Below are 19,308 nucleotides of genomic sequence, written 5' to 3' on the forward strand. Positions count from 1 at the left end.
TTTTGTGTAATTCTATTTTCTTATATCAGAATTGTATCGAATAGTTTAACTGAATTAATACATTTTCTATGATTAATAAAATCATTGATTTTTCAATCAATAACAAATTCATTATTGGTTTGCTTACGCTTACCATAATCGGAACAGGTATTTGGAGTATGACCAAAGTGCCAATAGATGCTGTTCCAGATATTACCAATAACCAAGTACAGGTTATTACACAATCCCCCAATTTAGGTACTGAAGATATTGAGCAAATTGTTACTTATCCAATTGAAGTGGCAATGAGCAATCTTCCTGATGTTCAGGAAATAAGGTCAATTTCTCGTTTTGGCTTATCTGTGGTTACTATTGTATTTGATGATGATATGGGAACATATCTACCTCGCCAATTAGTAGCCGAAAAACTAAACAAAGTCAAAGAGCAAATACCTGCTGGATTTGGCGAACCTACAATGGGTCCTATTTCAACAGGTTTAGGAGAGATTTACCAATACACACTAAAAGTTGCACCAGAGTTTAAAGACAAATACAACATTGCAGATTTACGCTCAATGCAAGACTGGATTGTACAGCGTCAAATGGCAATGGTTCCTGGTGTGGTAGAAGTAAACGCTATTGGTGGAAAAATAAAACAATACGAAGTAGCGGTTGACCCAAACGATTTAAATGCTATTGGCCTTACCATTACAGATGTGTTTAATGCACTTGAAGCCAATAATCAAAATACAGGAGGTGCATATATTGAAAAGAACCATCAAGCCAATTTTATTCGTGGTGAAGGCTTGGTGAGAAGTTTAGAGGACATTAAAAAAATCACTGTCAAGAATATTAATAATATACCTGTCACTATTGGCGATATTGCTACGGTACAATTTGGCTCTGCAATTCGTTACGGTGCATTAACCCAAGATGGTGAAGGAGAAGTTGTAGGTGGATTGGTAATGATGCTAAAAGGAGCTAATTCCAATGATGTTATTGCCAATGTAAAAGAGCGAATGACTCAAATTGAAAAGTCGTTACCAGAAGGCGTAATTATTGAACCATTATTAGACCGAAGTAAATTAATTGGCGAAACAACTTCTACAGTAACAACTAATCTTATTGAAGGTGCATTAATCGTCATTTTTGTGTTGGTCTTTTTGTTAGGTAATTGGCGAGGAGGTTTAATAGTTGCCTCTACTATTCCATTATCCTTATTATTTGCTTTTATTTTAATGAATGTTTTTGATGTTTGGGTAAACCTAATGAGTTTAGGAGCAATTGATTTCGGAATCATTGTAGATGGTGCTGTAATTATTGTTGAAAGCACTGTTTTTCTTATAGCATCACAAGTTTTGAAAAAGAAACAACTTACATCTAAAGAAAGAGATAAAGTTGCTTCTAATGCTTCAAAAAAGATGATGAATGCTGCCTTCTTCGGTCAGTTGATTATCCTTATCGTTTTTCTACCCATTTTAGCCTTACAAGGTATTGAAGGAAAGATGTTTAAACCAATGGCTTTGACCTTTATTTTTGCTATGATTGGTGCAATGGTACTTTGTTTAACCTATGTGCCAATGATGTCAGCTTTAATATTAAGAGCACCTAAAAACGATAAAAAATCTTATGGAGATAGATTTGTGCATTGGGTTGAAGATAAATACCAACCTTTATTGGTTAGAGCCTTGCGAAAAGGGAAATGGGTAATTGGTATTGCAGTTGTGTTGTTCGGAATAACCGTTTTTATGTTTTCAAGAATGGGTGGCGAGTTCATTCCGCAACTCGATGAAGGTGATATTGCATTTCACGCTATTTTAAAACCAGGTAGTTCACTTACAGAAACTATTGAAACTACTACCAAAATAGAACAAATAGTAAAAGCAAAATTTCCAGAAGTTGATAAAATTGTGAGTCGTATTGGTGTTGCCGAAATTCCAACCGACCCGATGCCTATGGATATTGCCGATGTTTTTGTAATTCTGAAACCTAAAAGTGAATGGACTACTATAGAATCAAAAGATGAATTGATTGAAGCAATGAAAGAAGCAGTTGAAATGGTTCCTGGTGTTAATTATGAGTTTACACAACCTATTGAAATGCGTTTTAACGAGTTATTAGAAGGTGTTCGTGAAGATATTGCTATAAAACTTTATGGTGAAGACATTGATATTCTATCTCAAAAAGCCGAAGAAATATCTAAAATTATCGCAGGTACTGAAGGTATTGGTGATATGAAAGCGGAAGCCACAACAGGTTTGCCACAAATGACAATCAATTACAACAGGAATAAATTGGCGCAATATGGTCTTCAAATAAATACGCTTAATCAAACCGTACAATCTGCATTTGCAGGTGGTACAGCAGGTGTAATTTTTGAAGGTGAAAAACGCTTCGATTTAGTAGTACGATTAAGCGATCAAAACCGTAAGGATATTTCAGATGTTCAAAACCTGTATATCAATTTACCTTCGGGTGCTCAAATTCCTTTACGTGAAATTGCAGATGTAAGCTATAAAGCAGGACCAATGCAAATCAGTAGAGATAACACCAATAGAAGAACCTATGTAGGTGTTAATGTTAGAGGACGTGATGTAAAATCGTTAGTAACTGAAATTAAATCAAAATTAGATGCACAATTAGAATTACCATCAGGTTATTTTATTCGTTATGGTGGTGCATTTGAAAATTTAGAACGTGCCAGCAACCGATTACAAACCGTTGTGCCTATTGCATTGTTACTCATATTTATACTAATATATTTTGCATTAAAATCTTTACCACAGACCTTAATGATTTACATAGCTATTCCAATGGCAACTATTGGTGGTGTTGTGGCGTTGTGGTTACGTGATATGCCATTTAGTATTTCGGCAGGTGTTGGTTTTATTGTGCTGTTTGGTGTTGCAGTTTTAAATGGTTTGGTAATGATAAGCGGACTCAACGAATTAAAAGAAGAAGGTGTAACCAATCTAAAGGATAGAATAGTTGAAGGTACTAAACGAAGAATCAGACCTATTATGCTAACTGCTTTTACAGATGTATTAGGCTTTCTACCAATGGCTATTTCATCATCAGCTGGTGCAGAAGTACAACGTCCATTGGCAACGGTTGTTATTGGTGGATTATTAACTTCAACTTTGCTTACCTTATTTGTTTTACCAATTTTATATCATTGGGTAGAAAACAAATCTTTTACGTTTAAGCCAAATAAAAAGTTAGTAACAGCAACAGCAGTTGTATTATTACTATTTGGCTTTTCACCACAAAGTAATGCACAAGAGTTGAATGATACAATTCCCGAAATTTCATTACAGGAAGCTGTTAAACTCGCAAAAAGTAATTATCCATTATTGAAGCAAAAGCAGTTGGAAATTACAAAACAAGAACAATTAAAATCGACTGCCTATGATTTCGGAACGACTCAAATTTTTACAGGTGGAGAAGAAATTGATAATGGAAATGGCATCTATACAACCATTGGTATTGGTCAATCAAATATCGATGTATTTGGCATTGGTTCTAAAAAGAAGCTACAAGAACAACGCATTCAATTGGCACAAAAAGCCTTTCAACTTTCCGAGTTGGAATTAGAATTGGAAGTTAAAAAAGCTTGGTCTAATTGCTATCAAATGAAACAAAACTATGATTTGTATAAGGAATTGGATTCCATTTATTCCAAATTCGAGCAAGCAGTAGCTTTAAATTATGAAGTCGAAGCTATTTCTAAATTAGAATATTCGGCAGCAAAAAATCAAGCGTTTCAAATTCAGAATAAAAAAGCGCAAGCCTATAGTAATTATCTTATTGCCTTACAGCAATTCAATTTGTGGTTGGTATCAGAAGAAATTTTTACAGTTTCAGATGAATTTGAGGTAGCGATAGATAGTGATATGGAAACATTCAGTATTGAAAGTCATCCATTGTACAGTATGTCGCAGAACATTGTAGATGAAGCGGAAGCTAAATATAAAGCTGCAAAAGCAGATAATTTGCCAAAGTTCAATCTTCAAGGTGGTTTACAAAAAGTAAATGGCAATTCAGGATTTTACACCTATCAAGCAGGAATTTCAGTTCCGTTTTTATCAGGTTCTAGCAAAGCACAAGTTAGAAGTGCCAGAATTGATAAAGAAATAGCGGAAACCAATGTAGCGTTCAAAAAACAGGAAGTACAATCAAGGTTTGTTCAGGCTAAAGAAAATTATATGAAATGGAAAACATCTTGGGAGTTTTACAAAGACCAAGTTTTACCATTAACAAAAGAGCAAAAAACAGGTGCATTACTGGCATATAGAGAAGGCGAAATTGATTATACTGCATTTACGCAGTTGATAAAAGAAGCAATTCAATCGGAACTGGAAGCACAGACTGCATTAGTAAACTATTTAGAAAGCACATTTCAATTACAATATTTTAATAAATAAGACAATGAAAAACAAAATATATAAAATCCTTACCGTAATGGTGTTAGCCATATTTGTTTCAGCTTGCGGAAATAAAGAAAATCATAACGAGAATGATGGTCATTCCCACGATGAGGAAGAAAAAACAGAAGTTAACGAAGAGCATCACGATGAAGACGAAGTAATGCTTTCACAACAGCAATTCGATGCATTGAAAATGAAAATAGATACGTTAGCATTACGTAATATGAGCGGCTATGTAGAAGCAAACGGAACGTTAGAAGTACCACCACAAAACGAAGCAGCTATTACTACTGTTGTTGGTGCAAATGTCGTTTCAATTGAAGTGATTGAAGGTGATAAGGTTAATAAAGGTCAAGTTGTGGCTTATCTATCGCACCCAAATATCATACAAGCGCAAACGGATTATTTAAACGCTTATAGCAATAGCGAGCTTGCAAAGAAAAATTATGAACGTCAACAAAAATTATACGATGCTGGTGTTGGTTCTGGTGCTAATTTCCAGAAAGCAGAAGCAGAATATCAAGCATCAAAAGCAATGGTTAATGGTTTAGAAGCGCAATTAAGAATACTCAACGTTAACACTACATCAGTTCGCAATGGAACAATTGCACAGCGCATAGCATTGCGAAGTCCAATAGAAGGCTTTGTGCAAAAAGTTGAAGTAAAAACAGGTCAATATGTAGAGCCACAAACCGAATTATTTGAAATTGTAAATACGCATCACGTTCACGCCGATTTAATGGTTTTTGAAAAAGATGTTTATAAAGTACAGAAAGGTCAGAAAGTTAACTTTACGGTACAATCCATACCAGATGCAGAGCTTATCGCAGAAATCTATTCCGTAAGCAAAACCTTTGAGGACAACCCAAAAGCAGTCCACGTTCACGCAGAAATAGAAAACAAAAAAGGTAACTTAATTCCTGGTATGTATATTCAAGGTAAAATTCAAGTAGATAATACCCAAACAAAAGCTTTACCAGAAAGTGCAATTATAAAAGAAGGCGAAAGATATTATGTGTTTTCAGTAGAAAAAGAAAATGACGATTGGAGCTTTAAACCTATCGAAGTTGTGTTAGGCACTAAAGATGGTGATTGGGTATCGGTTCAATTTACTGAAAACATAGAAAGTAATACAAAATTTGCTTATAACAATGCTTATTATCTTAACGCAGAAATGAAAAAAGGAGAAGCAGAACACGCACATTAATTATGGAAACAATAGAACAAGTATTAGAGTCAAAAAATATTCGTGTTACAGCAATGCGTTTGCTTATATATAAGTTTCTTGCAGAAAAAGAGGTCGCTGTTACTTTAAGTGATATTGAAAATGCTTTCTCAAAAGCAGACAGAACCACTTTATACAGAACTATTAAAACCTTTGAAGAAAAGGCTATTGTGCATCAAATAGACGATGGTACAGGGATTACAAAATATGCATTATGTGAAAAGGGATGTAATTGTGAAATTGAAACCGATTTGCACTTACATTTCCATTGTAATAATTGCAATGAAACCATTTGCTTAACAGAACATAAAATACCTCAAATAAAAGTGCCAGATGGTTTTGTGTCAGAGAATGTAAATTTGGTGGTAAAAGGTATTTGCGACAAGTGTAGTGTCTAATTATTGCACTTCCATTGCACTTACTATTAAAGTACATTTATCCAAAATTAGAGGATATGAAGTTTAATACTAAAATACCTAAACATCTAAAACAGGCGTATAACCAAGAATTAAAACAATACAGTTTCTGTTTAGAAAATAAGCAGTTTGGTAATGCTTGGTATCATTTAGAACGTAGTCATATAATAGGACAATCTTATCCTATAGAACATACCTATTCACATTGGCTTATGCTAAAGTTTGGATTTAGACAAAAAGATACGAAAGAAGTAATAGGTCAAATAATTAGGTTGCTTGTGGGTGGCTGGAAATCATTTATAAATCACGTTCCACTTGGTAATACTGGTGGAGCAAACGTGCCACCATTAAAACGAATGCCTATTCCCAATGACATTGAAAAATTATTAGATATTAAATGAAAAAAAAGAAAGTCAATTTAAGAGATTTAAAACCAAATTCAGAAGTGCAACACACGCATAATGATGGTCATAATCACGGTAATGGAAGTGCATTCAAAACCTACGTGCCTGCAATAATAAGTTTTACAATGCTTATCATTGGTATAGGTTTAGATTATTTTGATGTTTCATTCTTTAAGGATTGGATTCGTATTGCTTGGTATGGTATTGCATATCTTCCTGTAGGGTTTCCTGTTGTAAAAGAGGGTTGGATTAGTATTAAAAAAGGTGATGTTTTTACAGAGTTCTTTTTAATGTCTATAGCAACCATTGGTGCATTTGTTATTGGTGAATATCCCGAAGGTGTTGCAGTAATGCTATTTTATGCAGTAGGCGAATTATTTCAAAGTGCTGCTGTAAATCGTGCAAAAGGAAATATAAAAGCATTATTAGATGTTAGACCTAAAGAAGCCAATGTATTTCGTGAGGGAGATTATAAAAGTGTTTCGCCTGAAGTTGTCAATATTGGAGAGAAAATTCAAATTCGTGTAGGTGAAAAAATTCCATTGGATGGCATTTTATTATCCGAAAAAGCATCTTTAAATACAGCTGCGTTAACAGGAGAAAGCAAACCAGATTCCATTCAAAAAGAAGCAAAGGTTTACGCAGGTAGTATTAATTTGGAAAGCGTTATTGAAGTTGAGGTAACCAATAAGTTTGAAGACAGTTCTATTGCGAGAATATTAGACTTGGTTCAAAATGCAACAGCACGTAAATCTAAAACAGAATTATTCATCAGACAGTTTGCTCGTATCTACACACCAATTGTAGTGTTTTTAGCTATTGGTGTTACTTTTATACCTTACTTTTTTGTAGATGATTATGTGTTTAGAGATTGGTTATACAGAGCATTAATTTTCTTGGTAATATCTTGTCCTTGTGCGTTAGTGATTTCAATTCCATTAGGATATTTCGGTGGATTGGGAGCAGCTTCAAAAAATGGAATCTTATTTAAAGGTGCTTCATTTTTAGATGCAATGACCAAGATAAATACTTTGGTAATGGACAAAACAGGAACCGTTACCAAAGGTGTTTTTAAAATCAAAGAAGTAAAAGCAATTGGTTGGAATGAAACCGAATTTATGCAATACTTAATGGCGATGGAAGAACAATCCACGCATCCAATTGCTAAAGCCATTTTAGAGTACAAAGCTGAAGGTGAAGATTTTGAAGCACAAGACGTTTCTGAAGTTGCAGGTAAAGGTTTAAAAGGCATTGTAAATGGTAAAACAGTTTTAGTAGGTAATAAAGCCTTAATGACTGCGAATAATATTAATGTTCCAACGGAAACGGAATCTATTGTAGAATCGATAGTGTTGGTAGCAATCGATAATCAATTTGCAGGTTTTGTAGTAATAGCAGATGAATTAAAGGAAGATGCAAAAGAAACAATTACTAATTTACATAAAGTAGGCATTAAAAATATTATGATGCTTTCCGGTGATAAAGATTCCATTACGCAACAAGTCGCTAAAGAGTTGAACATCGAAAATGCTAAAGGTGGTTTGCTACCAGAAGATAAATTAAACGAAGTTGAAATTTTAAAGAAAAATCCTGAAAACAAAGTAGCTTTTATAGGTGATGGTATTAATGACGCACCAGTTTTAGCAGCAAGTAACGTTGGTATTGCAATGGGTGGTTTAGGGAGCGATGTAGCTATTGAAACAGCAGATGTTATCATTCAAACAGACCAACCTTCAAAAGTAGTAAGAGCCATTAAAATAAGTCGTTCTACACGTAAAATTGTTTGGCAGAATATCATTTTAGCATTTGGTGTTAAAGTTATTGTCTTAATTTTAGGAGCAGGTGGTTTAGCTACAATGTGGGAAGCAGTTTTTGCAGATGTAGGAGTAGCATTATTAGCAATTTTAAATGCAGTTAGATTACAACGAATGAGTTGGGATTAAGCAGATTAGTCAATTAAACTTCTGTTAAACAAAATCAATAGTTGTTAAAATTTCGTAACTTCGCAATCAATATGAAGCAATTTTTCCATAAAATAATGTCTTTAGCAATGGTTTTTGTAGTGTTATTCTCTACAATGTCATTTACTGTGAATATGCATTATTGCGGAGATACTTTAGTAGAAACTGCTATTTTCCATAAAGCTAAAGGTTGCGGTATGGAAATGGAAAAGCCTTCAACCGAAGGATGTTCTATTACCAAGAAAAATTGTTGTGATGATGAACAATTAGCAATTGAAGGTCAAGACGAATTGCAATTGCAAGTTGACAAAATCACGTTTGAGCAACAAGTATTTATAGCTTCATTTGTTTACACTTACATTAACCTTTTTGAAGGTTTAGAAAATAACGTTTCTACTTACGAAGAATATAAACCGCCACTCGTCATAAGGCAACTCTACAAGATTGACGAAACATACTTAATTTGATTTTTAAACAATAGACTTTTTTATCCTATGACTGCAATGTCGTAAGGATAATTTGCTGTATTCGGTGTTTTTCTTACACCAATGTCTAACTGTTTAATAATCAAAGCCAATGCTCAATAAAAGCATCAAATTTTTAATAGAAAACAAACTCGTAGCAGTTCTGCTACTCGTCCTTTTTGTAGGATGGGGAACGGTTAATGCACCTTTCAATTGGGATACTGGTTTCTTACCAAGCAATCCTGTTGCTGTAGATGCCATACCAGATATAGGCGAAAACCAACAAATCGTTTTTACTAAATGGGATGGTCGCTCACCACAAGATATAGAAGACCAAATCACCTATCCACTCACAACATCTTTACTCGGTATTCCAGGTGTAAAAACCATTCGTAGTTCCTCTATGTTCGGTTTTTCAAGTATCTATATCATTTTTGAAGAAGACATAGAATTTTACTGGAGTAGAAGTCGTATTCTCGAAAAACTTAATTCCTTACCAAGTGGTTTATTGCCCGAAGGTGTTAATCCTGCTTTGGGTCCAGATGCCACAGGATTAGGACAAATATTTTGGTACACTTTAGAAGGTCGTGACGAAAACGGAAATGTAACTGGTGGATGGGATTTGCAAGAGTTACGCAGTATTCAGGATTACTATGTGAAGTATGCGTTGTCCTCTGCAAGTGGTGTTTCAGAGGTTGCTTCTATTGGTGGCTATGTTCAGGAGTATCAAGTGGACGTAAATCCAGAACTAATGCGTCAGTATAATATTGGATTGCATCACGTTGTAAAAGCGGTTAAGGAAAGTAATAAGGATATTGGTGCACAGACTTTGGAAATTAACCAAGCCGAATATTTAGTTCGTGGTTTGGGTTATGTGAAATCCATTTCAGACATCGAAAATGCAGTAGTCACTTCAGAAGATTATACTTCAATTAGGATAAAGGATATTGGTAAAGTTTCATTAGGTCCTGCAACAAGACGTGGTTTATTAGATAAAGAAGGTGCAGAGGTTGTTGGTGCTGTTGTGGTGGCTCGTTATGGCGCAAATCCAATGGAAGTCATTAATAATGTAAAAGAGAAAATTAACGAGTTAAGCGCAGGTTTACCTTCGAAAGTATTAGCGGATGGTAGAACCTCACAAGTAACCATAGTGCCTTTTTATGACAGAACAGAATTGATACAAGAAACATTAGGCACACTTAACGAAGCCTTAACTCTTGAAATATTGATTACCATTTTGGTTATAATCATTATGGTGTTTAATCTACGAGCTTCCGTATTAATTTCTGGACTATTACCTGTTGCAGTTTTAATGGTATTTATTGCAATGAAACTCTTTGGTGTAGATGCCAACATTGTCGCTTTATCAGGTATTGCTATTGCTATCGGTACAATGGTCGATGTTGGTGTCATACTATCAGAAAATATTATTCGGCATTTAGATGAAGATGATGGAACTCAATCCATTAATACGGTAGTTTATAACGCAACAGCTGAAGTGTCTGGCGCAATCGTAACCGCAGTTATGACAACTATTATCAGTTTCATTCCTGTATTTACAATGATTGGAGCGGAAGGAAAACTATTCAGACCATTAGCCTTCACCAAAACTTTTGCACTAACAGCTTCTATAATAGTAGCGTTGTTTTTAATTCCACCGTTTGCTGCATTTTTATTCAGAAAGAAAAACATCAAAAACACTTTTAAATATGTTTTAAATGTTGTTTTAATAGCATTGGGAATCGTAGCCACAGTCTATGGATATTGGTTAGGATTAATTTTAATTGCGTTTGGAATTACAGCACTTTTCAATCTTCAAAGTAAGATAACAGACAAGCAAGCTAACCTTATTAATATTATCATTTCTGTATCAGCTATTGTGTTCTTGTTAGCCGAATATTGGAGACCGTTAGGCGTTGATAAAAGCATTTTCTGGAATCTCATTTTTGTTAGTGTTATTTGCTTTGGTTTATTGGGTGTTTTCTCATTATTCATCAAATATTACACACGCATTTTAAAGTGGTGTTTAGATAATAAGTTGCTCTTTTTGTCTGTTCCAACAGCAATTGTGATTGCAGGTTTTTTCATTATGAAAAACACAGGTAAAGAGTTTATGCCATCATTAAATGAAGGCTCATTTTTACTAATGCCAACCTCGATGCCTCATTCTGGTATAGAAGAAAATAAAAGGGTTTTACAACAATTGGATATGGCTGTCGCCAGTATTCCAGAGATTGAAACCGTAGTTGGTAAAGCAGGTCGTACAGAATCAGCTTTAGACCCAGCACCTTTATCAATGTATGAAAATATCATTCAGTACAAACCAGAATATATGCTGAATGAAAACAGAGAGCGTCAACGCTATAAAGTCAATGATGATGGTGAATATGTGTTAAAAAATGGAATGTCATTGCGAGCGGAACAGAGTGAAGCGTGGCAATCTCTTAATGCAAAAGAACAACTCATTCCAGATGATGATGGCGAGTACTATCGTAATTGGCGACCAGAAATACAGTCACCAGACGATATTTGGAATGAAATCGTAAGAGTTACAAAGTTACCAGGTGTTACATCTGCACCAAAACTACAACCTATTGAAACCCGATTAGTAATGCTTCAAACAGGAATGCGAGCACCAATGGGAATTAAAGTTAAAGGTCAAGACTTAAAGCAAATAGAAGCGTTTGGAGTGCAATTAGAAAACATCATCAAGGAAGCTGAAGGTGTTAAAAAAGAAGCTGTTTTTGCAGACCGTATTGTTGGTAAACCCTATTTGTTAATTGATATTGATAGAGAGAAAATTGCACGTTATGGCATTTCGATACAAGATGTTCAAGATGTATTAAAAGTAGCAGTTGGCGGTATGGTATTAACGCAAACGGTAGAAGGTCGAGAGCGATATGGTGTTCGAGTACGATACCCAAGAGAATTACGTGCAAACCCAACAGACTTACAACAGATTTATGTACCAGTTGAAAAGGGTAGTCCTGTGCCATTAAGCGAATTGGCAACTATAAGATACGAACAAGGTCCACAAGTCATTAAAAGTGAAGATACTTTTTTAGTAGGCTATGTCTTGTTTGATAAAATGGATGGTTTTGCAGAAGTCAATGTCGTAGAAAATGCACAAGCACTAATCCAAGAAAAGATAGATTCTGGTGAATTGATAGTTCCAAAAGGAATCAACTATGCATTCACAGGAACGTATGAAAATCAGTTACGCGCAGAAAAAACCTTATCGGTTGTTGTACCGTTAGCATTAGCCATCATTTTCTTAATTCTGTATTTCCAATTCCGTTCTGTAGGGACATCACTAATGGTATTCACGGGTATCGCAGTAGCGTTTGCAGGTGGTTTTATAATGATTTGGCTCTATGGTCAAGGTTGGTTTTTAAACTTCAATTTCTTTGGTGAAAACCTACGCGATTTATTCCAAATGCACCCAATCAATTTAAGTGTTGCAGTTTGGGTTGGGTTTATTGCACTCTTCGGTATTGCAACCGATGATGGTGTGGTTATGGCAACTTACTTAACCCAAACATTCGATAGAAATACACCAGAGAATAAAAAGGAAATTAGAGCATCCATAGTGGAAGCAGGAGAAAAACGTATCAGACCCTGTTTAATGACTACAGCTACAACAATTTTGGCATTATTACCAGTATTAACCTCTACAGGACGAGGAAGCGATATAATGATACCAATGGCAATACCAAGTTTTGGTGGAATGCTTATAGCCTTAATAACCTTATTTGTTGTTCCAGTATTATATAGCTGGAAAGCGGAAGTTCAACTTAAAAGAACTATAAAATGAAACATAGAATAATACAAATAAAATTCGTCTTGGCTCTTGGTACTTGTTTCTTGGGTCTCATTGCAAATGCACAGCAATTAGAAACGTTAATCAATGAAGCAGTAGCGAACAACCCAGAGATTCAAAAGTTTGAGTTACAATACAAAAGAGCTTCTGAAAAAGTAAACGAAGTCAATACCATTCCTAATACCGAATTTGGTGTTGGTTACTTTGTAAGTGAACCAGAAACACGAACAGGAGCACAACGCTTTAAAGTATCTGCTAAACAAATGTTACCGTGGTTCGGAACCATTACATCGAGGGAAAATTATGTGAGTTCATTGGCAGATGCTAAATACGAGGACATTGTTATCGCAAAGCGAAAACTAATGGCTTCGGTATCACAATCCTATTATAATCTATACGCCAACAAAGCAAAGCAAGAGGTCATAACTGAAAACATTAAACTATTAGAAACTTATGAGACGTTGGCATTAACTTCTGTTGAGGTTGGTAAAGCATCCGCAGTAGATGTGTTGCGATTGCAAATGCGTCAAAACGAAATGCAACAACTAAAAGACGTATTGCAACAACAATTTTTAGCAGAACAAACTAACTTCAATAATCTATTGAATAGAGATAATGATGTTACCGTGAATGTGGTAGATAGTTTAATGATACCTTCTGAAGACTTTGATATTACTTCTGAAAATTTAGCATTACATCCTGAATTACTGAAATATGATAAACTCTATCAATCCATAGAGCAATCAGAATTATTAAATCAAAAAGAAAGCAGTCCAATGATTGGTTTTGGATTAGATTATATCAATGTTTCCGAAAGACCAAATATGGATTTCAGTGATAATGGAAAGGATATTGTAATGCCAATGGTTTCGGTATCTATCCCAATTTTCAATAAAAAATATAAATCGCAAACCAAACAAAATGATTTGCAACAGCAAGAAATAACAGCTCAAAAACAGGAACGTTTAAATTCTTTGGAAACGCTTTTAGATAAAGCGATTAACGAACGCATTTCTGCAAGAATAAGTTATGCTACCCAAACCAAAAACCTAAAGCAAGCTAAAGATGCAGAAGACATTTTAATCAAAAGCTACGAAACAGGAACGATTGATTTTAATGATGTTTTGGATATTCAAGAGTTGCAGCTAAAGTTTCAAATGAACCAAATAGAATCTGTGAAGACCTACTATGTGCAAAGTACAATCATTAATTATTTAACACAGCAATAATGAAACACACATATCACATACACGGAATGACTTGCAACGGTTGTCGCAGTCACGTTGAAGAAACGCTCTCTAAAATAGAAGGTGTTTTAAAAGCAACAGTCAATTTAGAAAAGGCAGAAGCTACCATCGAAATGGAACCGCATATTCCTATAGAAAAGTTTCAAGAAGCCTTAAAAAAGGATGGTGATAGATACAGTATTCATAAACAAGGTGAACAGCATCAACATTCAAAAGATAAAAAGAAAGAGCAACCCAAAGGTAAAGGCACAGGGACATTTTATTGTCCTATGCATTGCGAAGGCGATAAAACTTATGATGCACCAGGCGATTGTCCTGTTTGCGGAATGGATTTGGTGGAAGAACAAAATCTATCAGCAACTTCAAAGGAACAATGGACGTGTCCTATGCATCCTGAAATTGTCAAAGACGAAGCAGGTTCGTGTCCTATTTGTGGAATGGATTTAGTACCAATGGAAGCAGATAGTTCAGCAGAGGAAAAAACGTATAAAAAGCTATTAAAGAAATTTTGGATAGCATCTGTATTCACATTACCCATTTTCTTAATTGCAATGAGCGAAATGCTTAATAACAATCCATTGTATGATATAATGGAACAGAAAAATTGGAATTGGATTCAATTTGCATTATCCATTCCAGTTGTCTTTTACGCTACGTGGATGTTCTTTGAGCGTGCTTATAGTAGCATAAAAACGTGGAATCTCAATATGTTTACACTCATTGGAATCGGTGCAGGTGTGGCTTGGTTATTTAGTGTATTTGGGATGTTGTTTCCAGATGTATTTCCTGAACAATTTAAAACTGAATCAGGCGCAGTTCACGTCTATTTTGAAGCAGCAACAGTTATTCTAACGTTAGTGCTTTTAGGTCAATTGTTAGAAGCTCGTGCGCATAGTAAAACCAATTCGGCAGTAAAAGAGTTACTAAAGTTAGCGCCAAATAAGGCTATAAAAATTGTAGAAAGCGAAGAAGTTGAAGTCAGTATTGACGAGATAGAACTTAATGATATTCTAAAAGTAAAACCAGGAGATAAAATTCCTGTGGATGGTGTGATAACTGAAGGCGAAACAACTATTGACGAATCTATGATTACAGGAGAACCTATTCCTGTAAACAAATCTCAAGAAGATAAAGTAAGTAGCGGAACAATTAATGGGAATCAAACCTTTTTAATGAAAGCTGAAAAAGTAGGAAGTGACACGCTTTTATCACAAATCATTCATATGGTTAATGATGCCAGTAGAAGTCGTGCGCCAATTCAAAATTTAGCAGATAAAGTTTCGGGTTATTTCGTACCAGTTGTAGTTATCATTTCGGTAATCACTTTTATTATATGGTCAATTTGGGGTCCAGAACCTGCTTACGTCTATGCGTTGGTCAATGCAATTGCAGTTCTAATCATTGCTTGTCCTTGTGCTTTAGGTTTGGCAACGCCAATGTCTGTAATGGTTGGTGTGGGTAAAGGTGCTCAAAATGGTGTATTGATTAAAAATGCTGAAGCTCTTGAAAAAATGGATAAGGTAAATACGCTTATCGTTGACAAGACAGGAACAATTACCGAAGGAAAACCAACAGTTGAAACCGTTGGTGCTTTTAATGATGCTTTAAGCGAAAAAGAAGTGTTACAATACATCGTTTCATTAAATACCAATAGCGAACATCCTTTAGCAGAAGCGACAGTTAAATATGGCAAAGAACACAACGCAGAAATTTTAAAGTCCGAAGATTTTAGTGCAGTCACAGGAAAAGGTGTTGAAGCGACCATAAAAGATAAAAAAGTAGCATTAGGTAATCCTAAAATGATGGAATATGCCAAAGCAGATATTATCTCTAAAATGAAAGACGAAGCTAAATCTTACCAAAAACAGGGTAAAACAGTTTCTTATTTGTCAATAGATAAAACCGTAGTTGGATATGTAGTTATAGGCGATAAGATAAAAGAAACAAGTGCTAAAGCGATTAAAGCACTTCAAGATAAAGGGATAGATGTAATAATGCTAACAGGTGATAATCACGATACAGCACAAGCAGTAGCATCAGAACTAAATCTTGCAGATTTTAAAGCCAGTATGCTACCAGAAGACAAACTCAAAGAAGTAGAGAAACTACAAAAAAATGAAAAAGTAGTTGCTATGGCAGGTGATGGAATTAATGATGCACCAGCATTGGCAAAAAGTGATGTAGGTATTGCAATGGGAACAGGAACAGATGTAGCGATAGAAAGTGCTATGATAACTTTAGTAAAAGGCGATTTACACGGTATTGTAAAAGCAAAAAATTTGAGTAATGCTGTAATGAAGAACATTAAGCAAAACCTATTTTTTGCACTTATCTACAACACTTTAGGTGTACCTATTGCAGCAGGTGTGTTGTTTCCATTCTTCGGAATACTACTCTCGCCAATGATAGCAGCTTTAGCAATGAGTTTTAGTTCGGTTTCGGTAATAGGTAACGCACTACGATTAAGAACAATTAAAGTATAACTATAAAATCAAATAATTATGAAAAATCCAAAAGAACACTCAAACAAAGGAAATTACAAAACCTTCTTTATAATGTTGGCTTGCTCATTTGTAGCAATGTACATCACAATGTATTTAAACACCTATTCCATAGACCACGTATGGTTTAGTTTAACACGATTCTACATGACGTGTTTAGGAATTTCAACAATGGCAGTAATAATGTGGTTTTTTATGCGAAAAATGTATAATGATAAAAAGAAGAATATCGCCATACTCGCAGGTAGTTTTATTCTGTTTGTAGGTGCATTAGGGTTGGTAAGAACACAAGCACCAATTATTGGTGATGTCCTTTGGATGAAAGCAATGATACCACATCATTCTATCGCTATTTTAACAAGTGAAAGAGCAGATATTCAAGACCCAGAAGTTAAGAAATTAGCAGAAGACATTATAAAAGCACAACGTAAAGAAATAGGAGAAATGAAAGCAATGATAAAACGATTAGAGAATGAAAAATAATAAAATAGTCATATATATTGGCATACTCGTAGTAGGTGTGTTATTGGGTTGGTTGCTTTTTGGTGGTTCATCAAAAAAAGATACAGAACATAATCACGATGCCATTTCAGAAACCAATCAAATGTGGACGTGTTCTATGCATCCACAAATTATGCAACCAGAATCAGGCGATTGTCCTATTTGTGGTATGGATTTAATTCCTGCTGATGGTGGAAGTGATGGTTTATTAGCAGACCAATTCAAATTGACTGAAAACGCAATGGCTTTAGCTAATATTCAAACATCTATTGTTGGTAAAGGCAATGTTGAAGGCAATACTATCAAATTATCTGGTAAAATTGCTGAAAACGAAGAAGCTAATGCAGTACAAGTCAGTTACTTTTCAGGTAGAATTGAACGCTTGAATGTGAGTTTTACAGGTGAAGAAGTTCGTAAAGGTCAATTATTGGCAACCATTTATTCACCAGAACTCTATGCAGCACAACAAGAATTAATTACAGCAGCATCTTTAAAAGAATCACAACCTGCTTTATACAAAGCAGTCCGTAATAAATTGAAATTATGGAAGCTCTCTGAAAATCAAATCAATCAGATTGAAGAAACAGGGAAAGTAAAAGAAAACTTTCCTGTTTATGCAACCGTTTCGGGTACTGTTACAGAAAAATTGGTAGAGCAAGGCGATTACATTAAACAAGGACAACCCTTACTTAAAATTGCTAATCTAAACACGGTTTGGGGAAATTTTGATGTGTATGAAAATCAGATTGACCGCTTTAAAAAAGGACAGGAAGTGATGATAACAACCAATGCTTATCCTAATAAAGAGTTTAAAGGTAAAGTAGATTTCATTGACCCAGTTTTAAACACGAAAACAAGAACTGTAACCTTACGTGTTGTTTTAAGCAATAAGGACGATGTATTTAAACCAGGAATGTTTGTAACCGCAAATATTGAAGGCAGTACAGCTAATAATGATGACCTATTAACAATTCCTTCATCTTCTGTGTTATGGACAGGTGAACGTTCTGTGGTGTACCTTAAAACAAATCCAGACCAACCTATTTTTGAAATGCGTGAAATTAAATTAGGCAATCAAATTGGTAATGAATATGAAGTTGTAGAAGGATTATTTGTTGGAAATGAAATAGTGACTAACGGTACATTTACGGTTGATGCAGCAGCACAATTACAAGGGAAAAAGTCTATGATGAATAAAGATGGTGGTAAAGTAATGACTGGACACGAAGGTCATTTAGGTATGGATAACAATGCATCTAACAAAGAAAGTGACCACACTAATATGAATGAGCGTTTGGAAGTATCAGCGAAATTTCAAGAGCAGTTAAAAGCTGTTTTCAATGCGTATATCAATTTAAAAGATGCTTTAGTAAAAGAAGATTCAAAAAGTACTTCAACAAGCACAAAAACTTTATTAAATGAATTGAACAAAGTAGATATGAAATTGTTGTCAGATAATAAGGCGCATAACCATTGGATGTCATTAGAAGGCGAAATAAAATCTTCTGCAACTTCAATTTCTGAAACGTCCGATATAGAATCACAAAGAGACCATTTTAAACATTTATCATCACATCTAATCAATGCTGTACAACTATTTGGTGTCAATGAAAAGGTTTATGTGGAATTTTGTCCAATGGCAGATAACAATAATGGTGCATATTGGTTGAGCAAAGAAGAAAAAGTAATCAACCCATATTTTGGTGAAGCAATGCTAACCTGTGGAGAAGTAAAACAAGTAATAGAATAATAACAATTAAATTTTTAAACAATGAAAAAAGTAATTTTAAGTGTAGCTGTAATAGCAGCATTAGGTTTAACAAGTTGTAAAAACGAAACCAAAAAAGAAACAGAAACCACAACTACTGAAATGTCTAAAGATATGGCAATGACAGACCTGTCTTTTGGTGTAAGAGGAAATTGCGGAATGTGTAAAAACACTATCGAAAAAGCAGCTAACGGTGTTGAAGGTGTAGCAAGTGCTAATTGGGATGTCGATAAGAAGAAGATTGATGTGTCTTTTGATGATACAAAAACCGATGCAATGGCAATCCATAAAGCAATCGCAGCTTCAGGATATGATACCGAAAAAGTAGCAGGTGATGAAGAAGCATATGATGGTTTACCAGGTTGTTGTAAATACGACCACGAAATGATGATGAATCAATCTGGTGAAGAAAAAAGTGATGACCATTCAAATCACGACCATTAAACAAAAATGAAAGAGTCTTTTTCGGAAGGCTCTTTTTTTATTCCCCACAACCCAAAACCCAGTTTTTTCGTACCTCAAAATCCTCTGTCTTTTGTATTGTTCCGCGCGCCAATGCATAATTGGTTTTATGTCATAATACTTGTAGCCAACG

Annotated in this window: 12 protein-coding genes; all 12 read left to right on the top strand. The window is 34.8% G+C overall.

Features of this window, described 5'->3' with window-relative positions; genetic code table 11:
- Positions 1–68: 68 nt before the first annotated feature.
- The 12 genes from FC091_RS11595 to FC091_RS11650 all read left to right on the top strand — a co-directional run bounded on the left by FC091_RS11595 (position 69) and on the right by FC091_RS11650 (position 19,157).
- Positions 69–4,403: a CusA/CzcA family heavy metal efflux RND transporter gene (locus FC091_RS11595; RefSeq protein ID WP_138434440.1), complete on the top strand. Its 4,335-nt coding sequence runs from the start codon at positions 69–71 to the stop codon at positions 4,401–4,403.
- A gap of 4 nt (positions 4,404–4,407) precedes the next feature.
- Positions 4,408–5,613: an efflux RND transporter periplasmic adaptor subunit gene (locus FC091_RS11600; protein ID WP_013622779.1), complete on the top strand. Its 1,206-nt coding sequence runs from the start codon at positions 4,408–4,410 to the stop codon at positions 5,611–5,613.
- A 2-nt stretch (positions 5,614–5,615) separates the two neighbouring features.
- Positions 5,616–6,029, top strand: a complete 414-nt coding sequence (locus FC091_RS11605; protein ID WP_013622780.1) for a Fur family transcriptional regulator — start codon at positions 5,616–5,618, stop codon at positions 6,027–6,029.
- A 56-nt stretch (positions 6,030–6,085) separates the two neighbouring features.
- Positions 6,086–6,448: a DUF3703 domain-containing protein gene (locus FC091_RS11610; protein ID WP_013622781.1), complete on the top strand. Its 363-nt coding sequence runs from the start codon at positions 6,086–6,088 to the stop codon at positions 6,446–6,448.
- Positions 6,445–8,394 (top strand): heavy metal translocating P-type ATPase, encoded by a 1,950-nt coding sequence (locus tag FC091_RS11615; RefSeq protein WP_138434441.1) that lies wholly within the window; start codon positions 6,445–6,447, stop codon positions 8,392–8,394. Before FC091_RS11610 ends, FC091_RS11615 begins: the two co-directional genes overlap by 4 nt.
- Positions 8,395–8,465: 71 nt before the next feature.
- Positions 8,466–8,879: an HYC_CC_PP family protein gene (locus FC091_RS11620; protein ID WP_246035893.1), complete on the top strand. Its 414-nt coding sequence runs from the start codon at positions 8,466–8,468 to the stop codon at positions 8,877–8,879.
- A gap of 109 nt (positions 8,880–8,988) precedes the next feature.
- Positions 8,989–12,690 (top strand): efflux RND transporter permease subunit, encoded by a 3,702-nt coding sequence (locus FC091_RS11625; RefSeq protein ID WP_138434442.1) that lies wholly within the window; start codon positions 8,989–8,991, stop codon positions 12,688–12,690.
- Positions 12,687–13,925 carry a TolC family protein gene (locus FC091_RS11630; RefSeq protein ID WP_138434443.1) on the top strand — a complete coding sequence of 413 codons (1,239 nt, stop codon included), beginning with the start codon at positions 12,687–12,689 and terminating at the stop codon, positions 13,923–13,925. The genes FC091_RS11625 and FC091_RS11630 overlap by 4 nt, the downstream gene beginning before the upstream one ends.
- On the top strand, positions 13,925–16,426 hold the full coding sequence (locus FC091_RS11635) for a heavy metal translocating P-type ATPase (protein WP_138434444.1): 2,502 nt from the start codon (positions 13,925–13,927) through the stop codon (positions 16,424–16,426). Before FC091_RS11630 ends, FC091_RS11635 begins: the two co-directional genes overlap by 1 nt.
- A gap of 18 nt (positions 16,427–16,444) precedes the next feature.
- Positions 16,445–16,927 (top strand): DUF305 domain-containing protein, encoded by a 483-nt coding sequence (locus FC091_RS11640; RefSeq protein ID WP_138434445.1) that lies wholly within the window; start codon positions 16,445–16,447, stop codon positions 16,925–16,927.
- Entirely contained in the window at positions 16,917–18,695 is a 1,779-nt protein-coding gene (locus FC091_RS11645) for an efflux RND transporter periplasmic adaptor subunit (protein ID WP_138434446.1), read from the top strand. Before FC091_RS11640 ends, FC091_RS11645 begins: the two co-directional genes overlap by 11 nt.
- Positions 18,696–18,716: 21 nt before the next feature.
- Entirely contained in the window at positions 18,717–19,157 is a 441-nt protein-coding gene (locus FC091_RS11650) for a heavy-metal-associated domain-containing protein (RefSeq protein ID WP_138434447.1), read from the top strand.
- Positions 19,158–19,308: the final 151 nt, after the last annotated feature.

This window comes from Winogradskyella algicola, from assembly GCF_005869935.1.
GTDB classification, from domain to species: Bacteria; Bacteroidota; Bacteroidia; order Flavobacteriales; family Flavobacteriaceae; genus Winogradskyella; species Winogradskyella algicola.

What these genes read in the sequence shown, in the direction of transcription:
- FC091_RS11595 (WP_138434440.1), top strand. Translation starts at nt 69, where the DNA reads ATGATTAATAAAATCATTGATTTTTCAATCAATAACAAATTCATTATT.
- FC091_RS11600 (WP_013622779.1), top strand. Translation starts at nt 4,408, where the DNA reads ATGAAAAACAAAATATATAAAATCCTTACCGTAATGGTGTTAGCCATA.
- FC091_RS11605 (WP_013622780.1), top strand. Translation starts at nt 5,616, where the DNA reads ATGGAAACAATAGAACAAGTATTAGAGTCAAAAAATATTCGTGTTACA.
- FC091_RS11610 (WP_013622781.1), top strand. Translation starts at nt 6,086, where the DNA reads ATGAAGTTTAATACTAAAATACCTAAACATCTAAAACAGGCGTATAAC.
- FC091_RS11615 (WP_138434441.1), top strand. Translation starts at nt 6,445, where the DNA reads ATGAAAAAAAAGAAAGTCAATTTAAGAGATTTAAAACCAAATTCAGAA.
- FC091_RS11620 (WP_246035893.1), top strand. Translation starts at nt 8,466, where the DNA reads ATGAAGCAATTTTTCCATAAAATAATGTCTTTAGCAATGGTTTTTGTA.
- FC091_RS11625 (WP_138434442.1), top strand. Translation starts at nt 8,989, where the DNA reads ATGCTCAATAAAAGCATCAAATTTTTAATAGAAAACAAACTCGTAGCA.
- FC091_RS11630 (WP_138434443.1), top strand. Translation starts at nt 12,687, where the DNA reads ATGAAACATAGAATAATACAAATAAAATTCGTCTTGGCTCTTGGTACT.
- FC091_RS11635 (WP_138434444.1), top strand. Translation starts at nt 13,925, where the DNA reads ATGAAACACACATATCACATACACGGAATGACTTGCAACGGTTGTCGC.
- FC091_RS11640 (WP_138434445.1), top strand. Translation starts at nt 16,445, where the DNA reads ATGAAAAATCCAAAAGAACACTCAAACAAAGGAAATTACAAAACCTTC.
- FC091_RS11645 (WP_138434446.1), top strand. Translation starts at nt 16,917, where the DNA reads ATGAAAAATAATAAAATAGTCATATATATTGGCATACTCGTAGTAGGT.
- FC091_RS11650 (WP_138434447.1), top strand. Translation starts at nt 18,717, where the DNA reads ATGAAAAAAGTAATTTTAAGTGTAGCTGTAATAGCAGCATTAGGTTTA.